Annotated in this window: 14 protein-coding genes; 11 read left to right on the top strand and 3 right to left on the bottom strand. The window is 64.8% G+C overall.

The genetic code is table 11. The features are described from left to right. Positions 1–67: 67 nt before the first annotated feature. A complete protein-coding gene (mobA, locus tag XH81_RS30090) occupies positions 68–709 on the bottom strand; it encodes a molybdenum cofactor guanylyltransferase MobA (protein WP_028142268.1) in 642 nt (213 codons plus the stop codon). After that, a complete protein-coding gene (fdhD, locus tag XH81_RS30085; protein ID WP_028142269.1) occupies positions 690–1,580 on the bottom strand; it encodes a formate dehydrogenase accessory sulfurtransferase FdhD in 891 nt (296 codons plus the stop codon). The genes mobA and fdhD overlap by 20 nt, the downstream gene beginning before the upstream one ends. 211 nt (positions 1,581–1,791) lie before the next feature. Here fdhD and mobB point away from each other — a divergent pair, with 211 nt between their 5' ends. The 10 genes from mobB (at position 1,792) to ybaK (ending at position 15,338) form a co-directional block, all read left to right on the top strand. Beyond that, positions 1,792–2,319: a molybdopterin-guanine dinucleotide biosynthesis protein B gene (mobB, locus tag XH81_RS30080; RefSeq protein ID WP_028142270.1), complete on the top strand. Its 528-nt coding sequence runs from the start codon at positions 1,792–1,794 to the stop codon at positions 2,317–2,319. Between the two features lie 9 nt (positions 2,320–2,328). Next, the gene (locus XH81_RS30075) at positions 2,329–3,585 is read left to right on the top strand and encodes a molybdopterin molybdotransferase MoeA (RefSeq protein ID WP_152103449.1); all 1,257 of its coding nucleotides are present in this window, start codon (positions 2,329–2,331) and stop codon (positions 3,583–3,585) included. A 45-nt stretch (positions 3,586–3,630) separates the two neighbouring features. Beyond that, complete coding sequence (locus XH81_RS30070) at positions 3,631–3,864, top strand: sulfurtransferase TusA family protein (RefSeq protein WP_028142272.1); 234 nt, start codon at positions 3,631–3,633, stop codon at positions 3,862–3,864. A gap of 195 nt (positions 3,865–4,059) precedes the next feature. Further along, entirely contained in the window at positions 4,060–5,493 is a 1,434-nt protein-coding gene (locus XH81_RS30065) for a sigma-54-dependent transcriptional regulator (RefSeq protein ID WP_271596502.1), read from the top strand. Then, on the top strand, positions 5,486–7,510 hold the full coding sequence (locus XH81_RS30060) for a sensor histidine kinase (protein ID WP_212429302.1): 2,025 nt from the start codon (positions 5,486–5,488) through the stop codon (positions 7,508–7,510). The genes XH81_RS30065 and XH81_RS30060 overlap by 8 nt, the downstream gene beginning before the upstream one ends. A gap of 345 nt (positions 7,511–7,855) precedes the next feature. Beyond that, on the top strand, positions 7,856–9,508 hold the full coding sequence (locus XH81_RS30055) for an OFA family MFS transporter (RefSeq protein ID WP_028142275.1): 1,653 nt from the start codon (positions 7,856–7,858) through the stop codon (positions 9,506–9,508). An 85-nt stretch (positions 9,509–9,593) separates the two neighbouring features. Beyond that, entirely contained in the window at positions 9,594–9,875 is a 282-nt protein-coding gene (locus XH81_RS30050) for a hypothetical protein (protein ID WP_271596501.1), read from the top strand. Between the two features lie 286 nt (positions 9,876–10,161). Then, positions 10,162–11,868, top strand: coding sequence for an NADH-ubiquinone oxidoreductase-F iron-sulfur binding region domain-containing protein (locus XH81_RS30045; protein WP_038949552.1), 1,707 nt, complete (start codon positions 10,162–10,164; stop codon positions 11,866–11,868). After that, positions 11,865–14,633 carry a formate dehydrogenase subunit alpha gene (gene fdhF / locus XH81_RS30040; RefSeq protein WP_038972026.1) on the top strand — a complete coding sequence of 923 codons (2,769 nt, stop codon included), beginning with the start codon at positions 11,865–11,867 and terminating at the stop codon, positions 14,631–14,633. The genes XH81_RS30045 and fdhF overlap by 4 nt, the downstream gene beginning before the upstream one ends. A 231-nt stretch (positions 14,634–14,864) precedes the next feature. Next, positions 14,865–15,338, top strand: coding sequence for a Cys-tRNA(Pro) deacylase (ybaK, locus tag XH81_RS30035; protein ID WP_038949556.1), 474 nt, complete (start codon positions 14,865–14,867; stop codon positions 15,336–15,338). An 11-nt stretch (positions 15,339–15,349) separates the two neighbouring features. Here the strand turns inward: ybaK and XH81_RS30030 are convergent, their stop codons facing one another. After that, positions 15,350–16,033, bottom strand: a complete 684-nt coding sequence (locus tag XH81_RS30030; RefSeq protein WP_038972025.1) for a GntR family transcriptional regulator — start codon at positions 16,031–16,033, stop codon at positions 15,350–15,352. A gap of 154 nt (positions 16,034–16,187) precedes the next feature. Between XH81_RS30030 and tcuA the strand changes: the two genes are divergently transcribed. Then, the gene (gene tcuA, locus XH81_RS30025; protein WP_038949558.1) at positions 16,188–17,579 is read left to right on the top strand and encodes an FAD-dependent tricarballylate dehydrogenase TcuA; all 1,392 of its coding nucleotides are present in this window, start codon (positions 16,188–16,190) and stop codon (positions 17,577–17,579) included. Position 17,580 lies beyond the last annotated feature (1 nt).

The raw sequence follows: 17,580 nt of genomic DNA, 5'->3' as shown, positions 1-17,580 counted from the left end.
TCATTGGTCGTTCGCTTCTTAGGTCCGGTTCATAGCCAGGAGCTCAAGGCCATGAACAGGCAACGCATTAGGATGCATCATCCAGCGCCGCCAGCCGTTCGGCCTCGGCGATATCCTCGACCGTATTGGCGTTGAAGAACGGATCTAGCGGCTCGGTTGGCCACGTCACCGTCGCGAGCGGATAGCGCGCGGTCCAACGGTCGATCTTGCGGAGGTCCTCGACGACCAGTGCGTGCCTGAGTTCGTCGCGCAAGCCGACGCGCCACAGGCCGATCACGGGATGGGACTGCTCGCCTGATGCCGCCACCGCGAGCTGAGCGTTCTCCCGTTTTCGCGCTTCATGCAGGCGCGCGACCAGATCGCGCGGCAGGAACGGGCAGTCGCCGGCGGCGCTGAGCACCCATTCGACGCCCGGCCGGTTCGCCGCGGTCCAGTCGAGCGCGGCGAGGATGCCGGCGAGCGGACCGGGAAAGCCGGGCACGTCGTCGGCGACGACCTGCAGGCCGAATGCGGCGAAACGCGCGGGATCGCCATTCGCGTTGAGGATCAGTCCGCTGCACTGGGGCGAAAGGCGCGCGATCACGCGCTCAAGGATGGTGCGACCGCCGATCGTGCGCATCGGCTTGTCGCCACCGCCCATGCGCCGAGCCAGGCCGCCGGCGAGCAGCACGCCTTGCGTCGGCAAACTCTCAGTCGTCACCAGCTTCACCCTTGCGCTTGTGCTTCGCCGACTCTTCCTCGACGTAAGCGAGGTCCTGGTCGTAGACGATGCGTTCCTCGCCCGCGAGGACGATGAAGCGTTTGCCGCGGGTGCGTCCGACCAGCGTCAGCCCGACCTGTCTTGCGAGATCGACGCCCCAGGCGGTGAAGCCGGAGCGCGACACCAGGATCGGAATTCCCATGCGGACCGTCTTGATCACCATCTCCGAGGTGAGCCGCCCCGTGGTGTAGAGGATCTTGTCGCTAGCATCGACACCGTGGCGGTACATCCAGCCCGCGATCTTGTCGACGGCGTTGTGGCGGCCGACGTCTTCGGTGTAGCAAAGCGGGGTGCCTTCCTTGCACAGCACACAGCCGTGGATCGCCCCGGCCTCCAGATAGAGCGAGGGCATCGTGTTGATGGTCTGCGTCATCTGGTAAAGCCAGGAGGTGCGCAGCTCGGCCTTCGGCAGTGCGACGCTTTCGACCGCCTCGAGCAGATCGCCGAAGGCGGTGCCCTGCGCACAGCCCGAGGTCTGCGTGCGCTTCTTCAGCTTGGCCTCGAAATTGGTGTGGTGCGTGGTGCGCACCACGACCACCTGGAGGTCGTCGTCGTATTCGACCTCCGTGACCACGTCATTATATTTCAGCATGTTCTGGTTCAGCAGGTAGCCGAGCGCCAGATATTCCGGGTAATCGCCGATCGTCATCATGGTGACGATCTCCTGGGAATTCAGGTAGAGCGTCAGCGGCCGCTCCATCGGCACCTTGATCTCGACCCTGGCGCCGGTCTGGTCGGTCCCGGCCACGCTCTGGGTCAGGCGCGGGTCGGCCGTGTCAGGGACGATCAGGGGCACGGGGGCTTTGTCGATCTTCATCATGGCGGCGAGGTTAGCATGACATTCGGGTCAAGCCGATATAAGCATGCTGACGGAAAACGAAATGCCTCCGTTCGTCATTGCGAGGAGCGAAGCGACGGAGCAATCCAGAGTGCCACCGTGGAAGCAGTCTGGATTGCCTCGCTTCGCTCGCAATGACGGGGAGGGATAGCGGTTCCACCAAAACCAAGTCGCTCGCGGACACGGAGCTGGAATGAAAGTCATCGGCCTTGCAGGCTGGAGCGGTGCGGGCAAGACCACGCTGTTGACGCGGCTGATCCCGCATTTCAACGCGCAAGGGCTGCGCGTCTCGGTCATCAAGCATGCGCATCACCAGTTCGACGTCGATGTCCCCGGCAAGGATTCCTGGCGCCATCGCGAGGCCGGCGCGGCCGAGGTGCTGGTTGCTTCGTCAAACCGCTGGGCCCTGATGCACGAACTGCGCGGGGCGGCGGAGCCGCGGCTGCCCGAGCTCCTGAGCAAGCTTTCCGCGGTCGATCTCGTCGTGGTCGAGGGCTTCAAGCGCGAGCCGCATCGCAAGATCGAGGTGCATCGCGCGGCGAACGGCAAGCCGTTGCTGTTTCCCGACGATCCCGGGATCGCCGGGATCGCGGCCGACACCGCCATTGACACGGGGCTGCCCACTGTCCATCTCGACGATGTCGCGGCAGCTGCGGCGTTGCTGCTGCGCGCCGCGATGCCGGTCGAAGAAGCGGTGGCGAAAAGCGCCGCGATACGCTGACGAGGCACCATGGCGCAACTGTCGGACGATTGCTTTGCCTTCGGCGGCCCGATGATGTCGGTCGACGAGGCCGTCGGTCTCATTACGACGCGCGTCAACGCGATCGCCGATCTGGAGACGGTGGCGCTGGTCGACGCGGACGGGCGCGTGCTGGCGCGCGATGTCGCAGCGCCTCTGCCGCTGCCGCCCTTCACCAACTCGGCGGTCGACGGCTACGCCGTGCGCAACGCCGACATTCCTGAAGCCGCGGAGCGGGCGTTCCCGCTCGATGGCCGCATCCAGGCCGGCGGCCTCGCACAGGCGCCGATCAAGCCCGGCCATACCGCACGCATTTTCACGGGCGCGCCGATGCCGCCGGATGCAGAAACCGTCTTCATGCAGGAGGACGTTCGCATCGACGATGACGGCAAGATCGTGCTGCCGCCGGGGCTGAAGCCCGGCGCCAATGTCCGCCCCGCGGGCGAGGACATCCCTGAGGGCCACATCGCGCTGCGCGCCGGCCAGCGCTTGCGGCCGCAGCATGTCGCGCTCGCCGCCGCGTTCGGACTTGTCAGTCTCGACGTCATCAGGCGCATTCGCGTTGCGGTGTTCTCGACCGGCGACGAGTTGGCCTCGCCCGGCGAGCCGCGCGCGGCCTCGCAACTGTTCGATTCCAACCGCTTCATGCTGATGGCGATGCTGCGCCGGCTCGGCTGCGAGGTCAGCGATCTCGGCATCTTGCGCGACGAGCGGACTTCGCTCGCGAATGGCTTGAAGCAGGTGGCCGGTGATCATGACCTGATCCTCACGACCGGCGGCGTCTCGACCGGCGAGGAGGACCACGTCAAGGCGGCGGTCGAGAGCATCGGCTCGCTGGTGCTGTGGCGGATGGCGATCAAGCCTGGCCGTCCCGTGGCGATGGGCATTATCGACGGCACGCCGCTGATCGGATTGCCCGGCAATCCCGTCGCGAGCTTCGTGACCTTCGTCCATGTCGTGCGCCCGACGGTGCTGGCGCTCGCCGGCGGCCTGCCGGAGCCGCTTCTGCCGATCCCGATGCGGGCGGCTTTCACCTACAAGAAGAAGGCGGGCCGGCGCGAATATGTTCGCGTCTCCTTGCGGCGGGCGCAGGACGGCACGCTGGAGGCGGTGAAGTTCCCGCGCGAAGGGGCCGGGCTGTTGTCCTCGCTGGTCGAGACCGACGGCCTCGTCGAGCTCGGTGAGAGCGTCACGGGCGTCGAGCCAGGGCAGGACGTAGGCTTTTTGTCCTACGCCGATCTGCTCTAGCGGCCTTGCGTTGACGCCATCGATCGGTCCCGCCATGTTGCGCCCATGACCAGAACGACGCTCGATCTCACCGGACTGAAATGCCCGCTGCCCGCCCTGAAGACGCGCAAGGCGCTCAAGCCGTTGCAGCCGGGCGATCAGCTCGAGGTCCACTGCACCGATCCCTTGTCGGTGATTGACATTCCGAACCTGATCCGCGAGACCGGCGACAAGGTCGAGATCACCGAGCGCAACGAGGCGCGCATCGTGTTCCTGGTCGAAAAGAGCGACGCCCCGTAGAAAGGCGAATATTCACGGCGGCGACGTTTGACTATGTTGCCTGCGCGGGACACGGCCGGAACTTCGCTGCAATGCGAAAGGCGCCGATTGGTGCCGTGCATGAGCTCAAACCCAAGTCTCTCAAACCCAAGACCCTCAATCCCAAGACCCTCAATCCCAAGACCCTCAAACCCAAGACTCTCAAAGACGTCGGGCATGACTTTCGCAACATCGAGGGCAAGCGCTGCTGCAGGTCCCGCGGCGGGCCGCGAGCCTGCCGTCAAGCCCGGCAAGACGGCTGCAGGGCCGGAGTTCGGCGCGCTGGCGCAGGCCTCGATCCTGATCGTCGACGACGAGCCGGGCATGCGCAATTTCCTGGTGCGCACGCTTGGACCGCGCTGCAAGCTGGTGGACGAGGCGGCCGATACCGACCAGGCCTCGCGCAAGCTCGATTCCAACCGCTACGACGTCGTCATTCTCGACAACATCATGCCAGGCAAGAACGGCGTCGATTGGCTCGCCGAGCAGCGCGCCGTCGGCTTTTTCGCCGACGCCATCCTGATCACCGCTTATGCCGACCTCGACACCGCGATCCAGGCCCTGCGCGCTGGTGCGGCCGATTTCGTGCTCAAGCCGTTCCGCTCCAACCAGATCCTCAACGCGGTGGCACGATGCCTCGACCGTGTCCGCCTCCAGCGCGAGAACTATGTCCTGCGCTATGCCCTGCGTGCCTCGTCCGACCGCACCTTTCTGCGCGACAATCTGATCGGACAATCGGCAGCGACGCTGCGCGTGCGTGAGACCATCGCGCGCGTCGCACGCCTGCCGACCTCGGTTCTCCTCACCGGCGCATCCGGCACCGGCAAGGAAGTGGCAGCACGCTCGATCCACTCGTTGTCCGACCGCGCCGATAAGCCCTTCGTGCCCGTCAATTGCGCGGCGATCCCGCCCGAGATGATCGAGGCGGAGCTGTTCGGACACATCAAGGGCGCCTTCACCGGCGCCGATTCGGGGCGTGAGGGCTTGTTCCTGTACGCGCATGGCGGCACGCTGTTCCTCGACGAGATCGGGGAGCTGCCGCTGCCGATGCAGAGCAAGCTGCTTCGCGTGCTCGAAGACCGCCGCGTCCGTCCGGTGGGCTCCGAGCGTGAAGTTCCGGTCGACCTGCGTTTCATCTTCGCAACCAATGCCGAGCTTCAGAAAGAGGTCGAGAAGGGCCGTTTCCGAGCCGATCTGTTCTACCGGCTCAACGTGATGCAGATTCACCTGCCGCTCCTGAAGGATCGCGGCGATGACGTGCAGGAGCTTGCCGCCATCTTCATGAGCAAGCTGTCGGCTCAGCTCGGCATGCCGCCGGTGCCGATCGACGCCTCGGTGCGGGCGGCGCTCGCAAGCTATGACTGGCCGGGCAATGTGCGCGAGCTGCGCAATTTGATTGAACGCACGCTGATCCTCGGCGCCTTCCCCGACGATTTCGCCGGTCCCCGCAACGACGGTCAGTCGGCACCTGCCGACAGTCTCGCCGAGCTCGAGCGCCGTCACATTCTCGGTGTGCTGAAGGAGGCCAACGGCAATCGCGAGGAGGCGGCGCGGCGTCTCGGTATCTCGCGCAAGACCATCGACCGCAAATGCGCGTTATGGGATGTCTGATGGTGCCCGCCGCAGCGGTGAGCTCGTGCGGGGACGCTCCGTCCGATTCCGGTTGCTCGCGATCGCTCTGCTGCCGATGCTGGTCATCCTGCCGCTCCTGCTCGGCGTTGCGATCTATCGCTGGAACGCGAAATTCGACGCGGCCCTGATCTCCAAGGTGAACGGCGATCTCACCATCGCCCATCAATATCTCGCCCGCATCCTGGAAAAGACCGGCGTCCAGATCCGGGCGCTCGGCCTGTCGGCCCGCTTCCAGGAGGTGCTGGCGCCGGATGCGCGCGGCTCGCTGCGGGACCTGCTCGACGAGACCCGCAAGGAGATCGGTCTCGATTTCCTGTATCTGACCAACGATCGCGGCGACGTTCTGGCCTCATCGCCCCCGCTGCAGCATCAACCGAGAGGCGACTGGCCGATCATCATGTCGGCGCTGTCGGGTCAGGTCCCTGCGACCGGCGTCGATATTTTCGGCAATGACGAGCTGGCCGCAATTTCGCCGGCCCTGGCCGAGCGCGCGCGATTGGATCTCGTGCCGACCCCGAATGCGGTGCCGACCGACCGCAGCACGGAGACGCGCGGCATGGTCGTGCACGCGGCGAGCCGGGCGATGCTGCCTGACGGAGGCGCCGCTGCGCTGGTCGGCGGCACGCTGCTCAACCAGAATCTCGAATTCATCGACACGATCAACGATCTCGTCTACCGCGCTGCGAGCCTGCCGGAGGGCAGCCAGGGCACCGCGACGCTGTTCCTGGACGACGTGCGGATATCGACCAATGTCCGTCTGTTCGAGGGACGGCGCGCGCTCGGCACGCGCGTGTCGGCGGCGGTGCGCTCGGCCGTGCTGGGCGAGGGGCACACCTGGCTCGACAGTGCTTTCGTGGTCAATGACTGGTACATCTCCGCTTACGAGCCGCTGGTCGACAGTTATGGCAAGCGGGTCGGCATGCTCTATGTCGGCTTTCTGGAGAAGCCGTTCAGCGAAGCCAAATACCAGACGTTGGTGATCATCATCGCAGCGTTCATCGCGATCACCGCCGCGACCGTACCGATCTTCCTGCGCTGGGCGACCTCCATCTTCATGCCGCTGGAGCGCGTCACGGCGACGATCGGCGAGGTGGAGCGCGGGAACCTCTCCGCCCGCACCAAGATGCCGGTGTTGGGTGACGAGATCGGCCGCGTCGCGGTTCATCTCGACAGCCTGCTCGACCAGATCCAGGAACGCGACCGGCAGCTCCGGGAATGGAATGAGGAACTGAACGTCCGCGTGCTGGAGCGCACCCGGGACCTCGAGCACGCCAATCTCAAGCTCGAGGCAACCACCAAGCAGCTCATCATGTCCGAGAAGCTGGCTGCGATCGGCGAGATCACCGCCGGCGTTGCGCACGAAATCAACAATCCGATCGCGGTGATGCAGGGCAATCTCGACGTCATCCGCAGCGTATTCGGGGCCGATGCCGACAAGGCGAAGGTCGAGTTTCGCCTGCTCGACGAGCAGATTCACCGCATCAGCCAGATCGTGACCAAGCTGCTGCAGTTTGCAAGGCCGGAGGAATATGCCGGCTATGTCGAGCGCCATGCGCCGACAAGCGTCATCTCCGACTGTCTGCCGCTGGTGCAGCATCTTCTGAACAAGACCGAGATCGCCGTGGTCAGGGACGACCGCGCCAGCCGGCTCGTGCTGATGAACCGGAACGAGCTGCAGCAGGTCCTGGTCAATCTCATCGTCAACGCGATCCACGCCATGCCGGACGGCGGAACCCTGACGCTCCGCTCCTTCGATGCCGAGCGCGACGGCCATCAAGGCGTCGCCATCGAGGTCACTGATACCGGCATCGGCATGAGCGCAGACGTAATCGCAAAGATTTTCGACCCCTTCTACACCACGAAACGGCGGCAAGGCACCGGACTGGGCCTCTCCATCAGCCAGACGCTGATCAAGCGTCAGGGCGGACAGATCACGGCCGAAAGCCACCTCGGTTCCGGGAGCACCTTCACGATGTGGCTGCCCGAAGCGACCTGATTGGACATTTTGTCCTTGGATTCGGGACATTCTGTCCGGCACGGCACGTTGCGCTGCGGGAAGTCGTTGAATCGTCACGATGCGACTTCTGGCACGCGCGTTGCTCCTCTCAAGACAGGGTGTTGAGGGGGATGAGGGCGCGATAGCCGTCACGGCAACGCTGCTTGCGAGGCGAAGGGACATCGCCCGCGATCAGTTGCTTGCTCGGCGCGCAAGACGGATGCGCGCCAGACGATTCCACTTCGGCATGAATGAAGTCCGACCTGTCATGCGCGGCTGCCAAGCACGCACACGACCGGTCGCAAACCGATATGCCGGCAAGGCCGCGCTTGGGAGGGAATGCTTATGACGACTGCCGATACCGTTCTTGCACCGGTTGGTGCTTCCGGCTTCCTCGATCGTGAACGCACGATCGCGAAGGCCGGGTTCAATCGCTGGCTGGTGCCGCCGGCCGCGCTGTGCATCCATCTCTGCATCGGCATGGCCTACGGCTTCTCGGTGTTCTGGCTGCCGCTGTCGCGCTCGATCGGCATCACGCAGAGCAAGGCTTGCCCCGACATCTCGTTGTGGCAGGAGCTGTTCACCACGACGTGCGACTGGAAGGTCGCAAGCCTCGGCTGGATGTACACGCTGTTCTTCGTCCTGCTCGGCGTCTCTGCCGCGATTTGGGGCGGCTGGCTCGAGCGTGCCGGCCCGCGCAAGGCAGGTTTCGTTGCCGCGCTTTGCTGGGGCGGCGGCCTCTTGATCGGCGCCTTCGGCGTCTACGTCCATCAACTCTGGATCATGTGGCTCGGAGCCGGCGTCATCGGCGGCGTCGGGCTCGGCCTCGGCTATATCTCGCCGGTGTCGACGCTGATCAAATGGTTCCCCGATCGCCGCGGCATGGCGACGGGCATGGCCATCATGGGTTTTGGCGGTGGTGCGATGATCGGTGCGCCGCTCGCCAATCTGCTGATCAACTACTTCAAGACTGCAACGGATGTCGGCGTCTGGCAGACCTTCGTCGTGATGGGCGTGATCTATTTCATCTTCATGACGATCGGTGCCTTTTCATATCGGGTGACGCCGCCCGGCTGGCAGCCTGACGGTTGGACCCCGCCGAGCGAGAAGAAGTCGATGATCACCGAGCACCATGTGCACCTCAACAACGCGCACAAGACGCCGCAATTCTGGCTGATCTGGTGGGTGCTCTGCTTGAATGTCTCGGCGGGTATCGGTGTGATCGGCATGGCTTCGCCCATGCTCCAGGAAATTTTCGCCGGCAAGTTGATCGGGCATCCGGAGCTGACGTTCAGCCAGCTTTCGGTCGAACAGAAGGCATCGATCGCGGCGATCGCCGCCGGCTTCGCCGGCCTGCTCTCGCTGTTCAATATCGGCGGCCGGTTCTTCTGGGCGTCGATGTCGGACCTCATGGGGCGCAAGAACACCTACTACACGTTTTTCATCCTCGGCATCGTGCTCTACGCGCTGGCGCCCACCTTCGCGGCGATGGGCTCGAAACTGCTGTTCGTGCTCGGGTTCGGCATCATCCTGTCGATGTACGGCGGCGGCTTCGCGACGGTGCCGGCCTATCTTGCCGACATGTTCGGAACCCAGTTCGTCGGCGCCATCCATGGCCGGTTGCTGACGGCATGGTCGACTGCCGGCATCATCGGTCCGGTCGTGGTTAACTACATCCGCGAGTTCCAGCTCGCGGCCGGCGTGCCGCGTGATCAGCTCTACAACACGACGATGTACATCCTATGTGCCATGCTGATCGCCGGTTTGATCTGCAACTACCTGATCAAGCCGGTCGATCCGAAGTGGAACATGAGCCACGAGGAGGTGGCCCGCCTGCAGGCGGCCAGTGCGAAGAGCGAGGCGTCGGTCCAGCACGGCTCGTTCGGCATCGGCAAGGGCGGGCTGGATGCCAATGCGGCGCTGTTCTGGGCCTTTGTTGGCGTGCCGCTGGCTTGGGGCGTCTGGAAGACGCTGGAGAGCGCGGTCAAGATTTTCTGATCGCACGTTCATCCCGGCGGGAGCGCACCATGCGCGCTCCCGCCGCTCATTTCGATTGTTTCAAAACTACCCCTGGGGGAATTCGATGGTTCGTAAGCTCGTTTGTGCAGCCGCCGTGCTGCTCGTCGCCGGCGCCCTGCAATCCGCATCCGCACGGACTGCCGCGCCACCGGCTGCAATGCCGCCCGCCGCGACCGAGGCCAAGCCCGGCAAGATCAAGCTGACCGCGCAGAAGCTCAAGGACATGAAGGCCAAGTGGAGCGCCAACAAGTCGAAGCTCAGGGAGTGCCGCAAGGACGTGAAGGCCAAGGGCCTCGCGGGCGACGAGCGCTGGTTCTATATCGAGGAGTGCATGGGCAAAAGCTGACCCGTCAGCATCGGGGCGTTGAGGGGTTACCCGTGGTCCCGGAGCGGGAGCTCGATACGATTTCGCTATCGCAGCATGGGAAGCCTTTATTGATCTCCAGACCAATTCAGGCTTCGTTCTATCGATTGGCGCGTTGGACCAACGCAAGGTCGTGTCCGGGCAACGATCCCAGGGCTGCTCTTGGGCTGCGCTTAACCGCTTCCGCGAGCATGATAATTTGCTTGGCATCTGGCATGCCAGGGGCTAAGACTGGAGCCGTTCTAAAAGACGAGATCGAGACGAATCGATGAGCCACGACGACGTGCACAAGGTCCGCCCGTTCGAGCATCCCGGTGAGGGACGCAAGCGAGCCAAGGCCACGCCCAAGGGGCGGCAGGTCGATCCCACCGCCGCGCACGAGATCGAGCAGCTGCTCGGCGACAGGCCGCGGCGGCGTGATCTCCTGATCGAATATCTGCACCTGATCCAGGACAGATATCATCAGATCTCGGCCGCGCATCTGGCCGCGCTCGCCGACGAGATGAAGCTCGCCTTCGCCGAGGTGTTCGAGACCGCGACGTTCTACGCGCATTTCGACGTGGTGAAGGAAGGCGAGCCGGATATCGCCCCGCTGACGATCCGCGTCTGCGATTCTATCACCTGCGCGATGCTCGGGGCCGAGAAGCTGCTCGAGGATTTGCAGAGCTCATCGGGTCCTGGTATCCGCGTCGTCCGCGCGCCCTGCGTCGGCCGCTGCGACACCGCGCCAGCCGCGGAAGTCGGCCACAACTTCGTCGATCATGCGACCGTCGCCAATGTGATGGCGGCCGCGAAGGCCGGCGACACCCACGCGCATCTGCCCAAATATGTCGACTACGACGCTTATGTCACGGGTGGCGGCTACAAGCTGCTCAATCGCGTGCGCTCCGGCGAGTTGTCGAAGGACGATCTCTTGAAGGGGCTCGACGACGCCTCGCTGCGTGGCCTTGGCGGCGCCGGCTTCCCGACGGGACGCAAATGGCGCGCCGTGCTCGGCGAGCCCGGTCCGCGGCTGATGGCGATCAACGGCGACGAGGGCGAACCCGGCACGTTCAAGGACCGCGTCTATCTCGAAAGCGATCCGCATCGCTTCATCGAGGGCATGCTGATCGGCGCGCATGTGGTGCAGGCCTCCGATGTCTACATCTATCTGCGCGACGAATATCCGGCCTCGCGCGAGATTCTGGAGCGCGAGATCGCAAAGCTCCCGCCGGGTGGCCCGACGCTGCACATGCGCCGCGGTGCCGGCGCCTATATCTGTGGCGAGGAATCCTCGCTGCTCGAAAGCATCGAGGGCAAGCGTGGCCTGCCCCGGCACAAGCCGCCTTACCCGTTCCAGGTCGGCCTGTTCGGCCTGCCGACGCTGATCAACAACATCGAGACGCTGTGGTGGGTGCGCGACATCGTCGAGAAGGGTGCCGACTGGTGGAAGGGCCATGGCCGCCACGAGCGTCATGGCCTGCGCAGCTTCTCGGTCTCGGGCCGCGTCAAGAATCCCGGCATGAAGCTCGCACCCGCGGGCATCACCGTGCGCGAGCTGATCGACGAATATTGCGGCGGCATGGCCGATGGCCATCAATTCTATGCGTACCTGCCGGGCGGCGCGTCCGGCGGCATCCTGCCGGCGTCGATGGACGACATCCCGCTCGATTTCGGCACGCTGGAAAAATACGGCTGCTTCATCGGGTCGGCCGCGATCGTGATCCTGTCGCAAAAGGACAGCGTGCGTGCGGCCGCATTGAACCTGATGAAGTTCTTCGAGGACGAGAGCTGCGGCCAGTGCACGCCGTGCCGCGTCGGAACCCAGAAGGCGGCGCTGCTGATGCAGAAGCCGGTCTGGAACCGCGCTCTTCTGGAAGAATTGAGCCAGGCGATGCGCGATGCCTCGATCTGCGGGCTTGGACAGGCGGCATCGAATCCGCTGGCCACCGTGATCAAATATTTCCCTGACGAGTTCAAGGAAGCGGCCGAATGACCAAGATTACCTTCGAGCTCGACGGCAAGCAGGTCGAAGCCAATCCCGGCGAGACGATCTGGCAAGTCGCAAAACGCCAGGGCCGCGAGATCCCGCATCTGTGCTATTCACCGGCGCCCGATTATCGGCCTGACGGCAATTGCCGTGCCTGCATGGTCGAGATCGAGGGCGAGCGCGTGCTCGCTGCATCCTGCAAGCGCACGCCGTCGGTCGGCATGAAGGTGAAGTCCGAATCCGCGCGCGCGGTGTCGGCGCAGAAGATGGTGATGGAGCTGCTCGTCGCCGACCAGCCGGCGCGCGAGACCAGCCACGATCCGGATTCGAAATTCTGGCACTGGGCCGAGACGACAGGCGTCACCGAGAGCCGCTTCCCCGCCGCCGAGCGCTGGGAAACCGACGCCAGCCATCCGGCGATGCGCGTCAACCTCGATGCCTGCATCCAGTGCGGCCTGTGCGTACGCGCCTGCCGTGAGGTCCAGGTCAACGACGTCATCGGCATGGCTTACCGCAACCATGGCTCGAAGATCGTGTTCGACTTCGACGATCCCATGGGCGAATCCACCTGCGTCGCCTGCGGCGAATGCGTGCAGGCTTGCCCGACCGGCGCGTTGATGCCGGCCGTGATGCTCGACGACAAGCAGACCCGCGTCACCTATGCCGACAAGAAGGTGGATTCGCTCTGTCCGTTCTGCGGCGTCGGCTGCCAGGTGACTTACGAGGTCAAGGACGAGAAGGTGATCTACGCCGAGGGCCGCGACGGCCCCGCCAATCGCAACCGTCTCTGTGTCAAGGGCCGCTTCGGCTTCGACTACATCCACCACCCGCATCGCCTGACCAAGCCGCTGGTGCGGCTGCCGAACGCCAAGAAGGATTCCAACGACCAGGTCGATCCCGCCAATCCCTTCACGCATTTCCGCGAAGCGAGCTGGGAGGAAGCGCTCGACATCGCCGCCAAGGGTCTCGTCAAGATCCGCGACGAGAAGGGCGTGAAGGCGCTGGCCGGCTTCGGCTCGGCCAAGGGCTCGAACGAAGAGGCTTATCTGTTCCAGAAGCTGGTGCGTACCGGCTTCGGCTCCAACAACGTCGACCATTGCACCCGTCTGTGCCACGCCTCGTCGGTGGCGGCGCTGTTCGAAGGCCTGAGCTCGGGCGCGGTGTCGGCGCCATTCTCGGCCGCGATGGATGCCGAGGTCATCATCGTGATCGGAGCCAACCCGACCGTGAACCATCCGGTCGCCGCGACCTTCATCAAGAACGCAGTCAAGCAGAACGGCGCAAAGCTGTTCGTGATGGATCCGCGCCGGCAGACGCTGTCGCGTCACGCGACCAAGCATCTGCAGTTCAAGCCCGGCTCCGACGTTGCGATGCTGAACGCGATGATCAACACGATCATCACCGAAGGGCTGACCGACGACCAGTACATCGCCGGCTACACCGAGGGGTTCGAGGACCTCAAGGAGAAGATCAAGGAGTTCACGCCGGAGAAGATGGAGGCGATCTGCGGCATCCCGGCGCAGACTCTGCGCGAGGTGGCGCGAACCTATGCGCGGGCAAAATCGTCGATCATTTTCTGGGGCATGGGCATCAGCCAGCACGTCCACGGCACCGACAATGCGCGCTGCCTGATAGCACTGGCGCTGATCACCGGCCAGGTCGGCCGTCCCGGCACCGGCCTGCATCCGCTGCGCGGCCAGAACAACGTGCAGGGCGCATCCGACGCCGGCCTGATCCCGATGTTCCTGCCGGACTATCAGCCGGTCGGCCGCGACGATCTGCGCGGCAGCTTCGAAAAGCTGTGGCAGCAGGATCTCGATCCCGTCCGCGGCCTGACCGTAGTCGAGATCATGAACGCGATCCACGCCGGCGAGATCACGGGCATGTATATCGAGGGCGAGAATCCCGCGATGTCCGATCCCGATCTGCAGCATGCGCGCCAGGCGCTCGCGATGCTCGACCATCTCGTGGTGCAGGACCTCTTCGTCACCGAGACCGCATTCCATGCCGACGTCATCCTGCCGGCCTCGGCGTTCGCCGAGAAGGACGGCTCCTTCACCAACACCGATCGGCGCGTGCAGCTCGCCCGCCAGGTGATCAAGCCGCCGGGCGATGCGCGACAGGATCTCTGGATCATCCAGGAGATCGGCAAGCGCATGGGCCTGCCCTGGAATTATGCCGGTCCCGGCGAGGTCTTCACCGAGATGGCAGAGCTCATGCCGTCGCTGAAGAACATCACCTGGGAGCGGCTGGTGCGCGAAGGCGCGGTGACCTATCCGGTCGACGCTCCGGACCAGCCCGGCAACGAGATCATCTTCACCACGGGCTTCCCGACCGCGAGCGGCCGCGGCAAGATCGTGCCGGCCAAGGTCATTCCGCCCGACGAGATCCCGGACGCCGAATATCCGATGGTGCTGTCGACCGGCCGCGTGCTGGAGCACTGGCACACCGGCTCGATGACCCGCCGCGCCCAGGTGCTGGACCAGATCGAGCCCGAGGCGGTCGCGTTCATGTCGCCGAAGGACATGCACAAGAAGAAGCTGGTGCCGGGCGATTTCATTCGCCTGGAGACCCGCCGCGGCGCCGTCGAGGTCAAGGTCCGCTCCGACCGCGACGTGCCGGAGAACATGGTGTTCATGCCGTTCTGCTACGCGGAGGCGGCGGCGAACCTGTTGACCAACCCGGCGCTCGATCCGTTCGGCAAGATCCCGGAATTCAAGTTCTGCGCGGCCAGAGCCGAACGCGCGGAGATGCGGGACGCGGCGGAGTAGGGTTCGGTATTCGTTTGGCGGCGCGTTGCTGCCAAACCATCGGTGTCGTCCTGGCGAAAGCCAGGACCCATACCGCGTGATTCCATCGATTGCAGACGGTCGCAGTACCGCGCACCACTAATCTTCGCCAAATTCCTCCCTGGGGTAATGGGTCCTGGCTTTCGCCAGGACGACGGCTGAGAGCGTGGAGTTCGACTTCGTTCTCCGCCGCACCGGTGCTACACATCGCCCATGTCCAAAGCCACCCCAGCCACCCGTGCGCTTGAAGCCGCCGGTGTTGCCTTCACCGTCCACGCCTACGACTACGATCCTGACGCCGAGAGCATCGGCCTTCAGGCGGCCGCCGCGCTCGGTGAGAACCCCGCGCGCGTCTTGAAGACGCTGATGGCGCTGGTGGACGGCAAGCCGGTCTGCGTGATCGTTCCGTCCGACCAGGAGATCTCCATGAAGAAGCTTGCTGCCGCTGCCGGCGGCAAGTCGGCGCAGATGATGAAGCCGCCCGAGGCCGAGCGCGTCACCGGCTACAAGGTTGGCGGCATCAGCCCGTTCGGTCAGCGCAAGCCCGTGCGCACCGTGATCGAACAGAGCGCGCTCGGGCATGATCAGGTCTATCTCAACGGCGGCCAGCGCGGTTTGCAGGTGCGGCTGAGGCCGGCCGATGTGCGGGACGCGTTGAAGGCGGTCGTTGTCGACGTCGTGGCCTGAGCGTCACGCGCTTACTGCTTCTGCAACAGCTTCAGCCGGCAGCGCAGCGCCTCGCGGATGTGCGCGCGCGCAAGCTGCTCCGCTTTGTCGCCGTTGCGGGCCGCGATGGCGTCGATCATTGCCTGGTGCTCGCCGTGGCTGGACGAGGGGCGGCCGGTTACGGTGAAGGTGGTCGGGCCGAGCAGGGCGATCCAGTCCTGCAATTCCCGCGAAGCGTTGTCGAGATAGCGGTTGCGCGCCGCCCGGCAGATGGCCTCGTGGAAGCTGCGATTGAGCCTTGCCATCTCGGCCGCGTCTGCTGCGGGAGTTTCGACAAAAGCCTGCTCGATGTCGTGGAGCGCATCGACCTCGGGCGCCGAAGCGTATTCGGCGGCGAGGCGCGCCGCGGCACCTTCCATGATCTCGCGCATGGCGTAGAGCTCGAGCACTTCCGAGATGTCGAGATTGCGCACGATCAGCCCGCGGCCGCCGGCGGGCTCGACGAAACCGCGCGCGGCGAGCCGGCCGAGCGCTTCGCGCACCGGGGTGCGGCTGACCTTGAGCCGCTGCGCGACCTCTTCCTCGCGCAGGCGGTCGCCGGCGCGGTAGCTGCCGGCCTGGAGCGCCTCGCACAGCGAGCGGAAAACAGCTTCGCCAAGGGCAACGCCGCCGCCGCGCGCGATCGATCCGCCTGTCTTTGCCGGACGCCTCGCCATGTTCCCTCGAAGCAAGGCGCATCCTGCCCATGCAGAGATGACGCTTGCGGGGTCTCTGTATATCTTTGTATACAAAAGTACGCAATGGCGGTGCCGGTTGACCGGGGCCGCCGGCGGATAGAATGTCTCAACTTCGTCGCATCGGGCGGACGGCATGAGCAGCAAATACGACGTGCTGGTGATCGGCGGCGGCAACGCGGCGCTGTGCGCGGCGATCGCGGCGCGGCGCGGCGGTGCCTCGGTGCTGGTGCTCGAAGGCGCGCCGAAATTCTATCGCGGCGGCAATACCCGCCACACCCGCAACATGCGTTGCGCTCATGATGCGGCAACCGAAATTCTGACCGGCCCCTATACCGAAGAGGAATTCTGGGAAGACCTGCTGCGTGTCACCGGCGGGCAAACGGATGAAGTGCTCGCGCGCCACATGATCCGAGAGTCCAAGGATATCCCGAACTGGATCGTGGAGCAGGGCGTGCGCTGGCAACCCTCGCTCGGCGGCACGCTGAGCCTCGGCCGTACCAATTCGTTCTTCCTCGGCGGGGGCCGCGCGATGTTGAATGCGCTCTATCTCACTGCCGAGCGGCTCGGTGTCGACGTCGAATACGATGCCGAGGTCACCGACCTCGTGATCGAGGATGGCATGTTCCTGGCTGCACGCCTCAAGCGGCCGATCAGGGGCGAGACCGAGATCCGGGCGACCTCGCTGGTCGCCGCGGCCGGCGGGTTCGAGGCCAACATCGAATGGCTCAAGCAATATTGGGGCGAGGCTGCCGACAATTTCCTGATCCGTGGCACGCCCTATAATCGTGGCTCGATCCTCAAGATGCTGCTCGACAAGGGTGTGCAGGAGGTTGGTGATCCCACCCAGTGCCATGCGGTCGCGATCGATGCCCGCGCACCGAAATTCGACGGCGGCATCATCACGCGCCATGACTCCGTCGTGTTCGGCATCGTCGTGAACAAGCACGCGCAGCGCTTCTACGACGAGGGCGAGGACATCTGGCCGAAGCGCTACGCCATCTGGGGCCGGCTGGTCGCGGCGCAGCCCGACCAGATCGCCTACATCATCTTCGACTCCACCGTGGTCACCAGCTTCATGCCGACGCTGTTTCCGCCGATCACCGGACAGACGGTGGCCGAACTCGCCGGCAAGCTGGAGCTCGACCCGGCGGCGCTGGAAAAGACCGTCGCCGAGTTCAACGCCGCGGTGCGCCCCGGCACCTTCGACCACACGATTCTGGATGACTGCGTGACCGAAGGCATCACGCCGCCCAAGACGCACTGGGCGCGCAAGATCGAGACGCCGCCTTATCTCGCTTATCCGGTGCGGCCCGGCATCACCTTCACCTATCTCGGCACCCGCGTGAACAAAGAGGCGCGCATGCTGATGGCTGATGGCCAGCCTTCAGGCAACATGTTCGCGGCCGGCGAGATCATGGCCGGCAACGTGCTCGGCAAGGGCTATGCAGCCGGCATGGGCATGACCATCGGCAGCGTGTTCGGACGGATCGCGGGACGGGAAGCGGCGCGCCACGCCAAGAACTAAA

Origin of the sequence: Bradyrhizobium sp. CCBAU 25360, assembly GCF_028128695.1 — a bacterium.
Taxonomy (GTDB): domain Bacteria; phylum Pseudomonadota; class Alphaproteobacteria; order Rhizobiales; family Xanthobacteraceae; genus Bradyrhizobium; species Bradyrhizobium ottawaense.
This window is presented reverse-complemented; position numbering and strand designations above follow the sequence as displayed.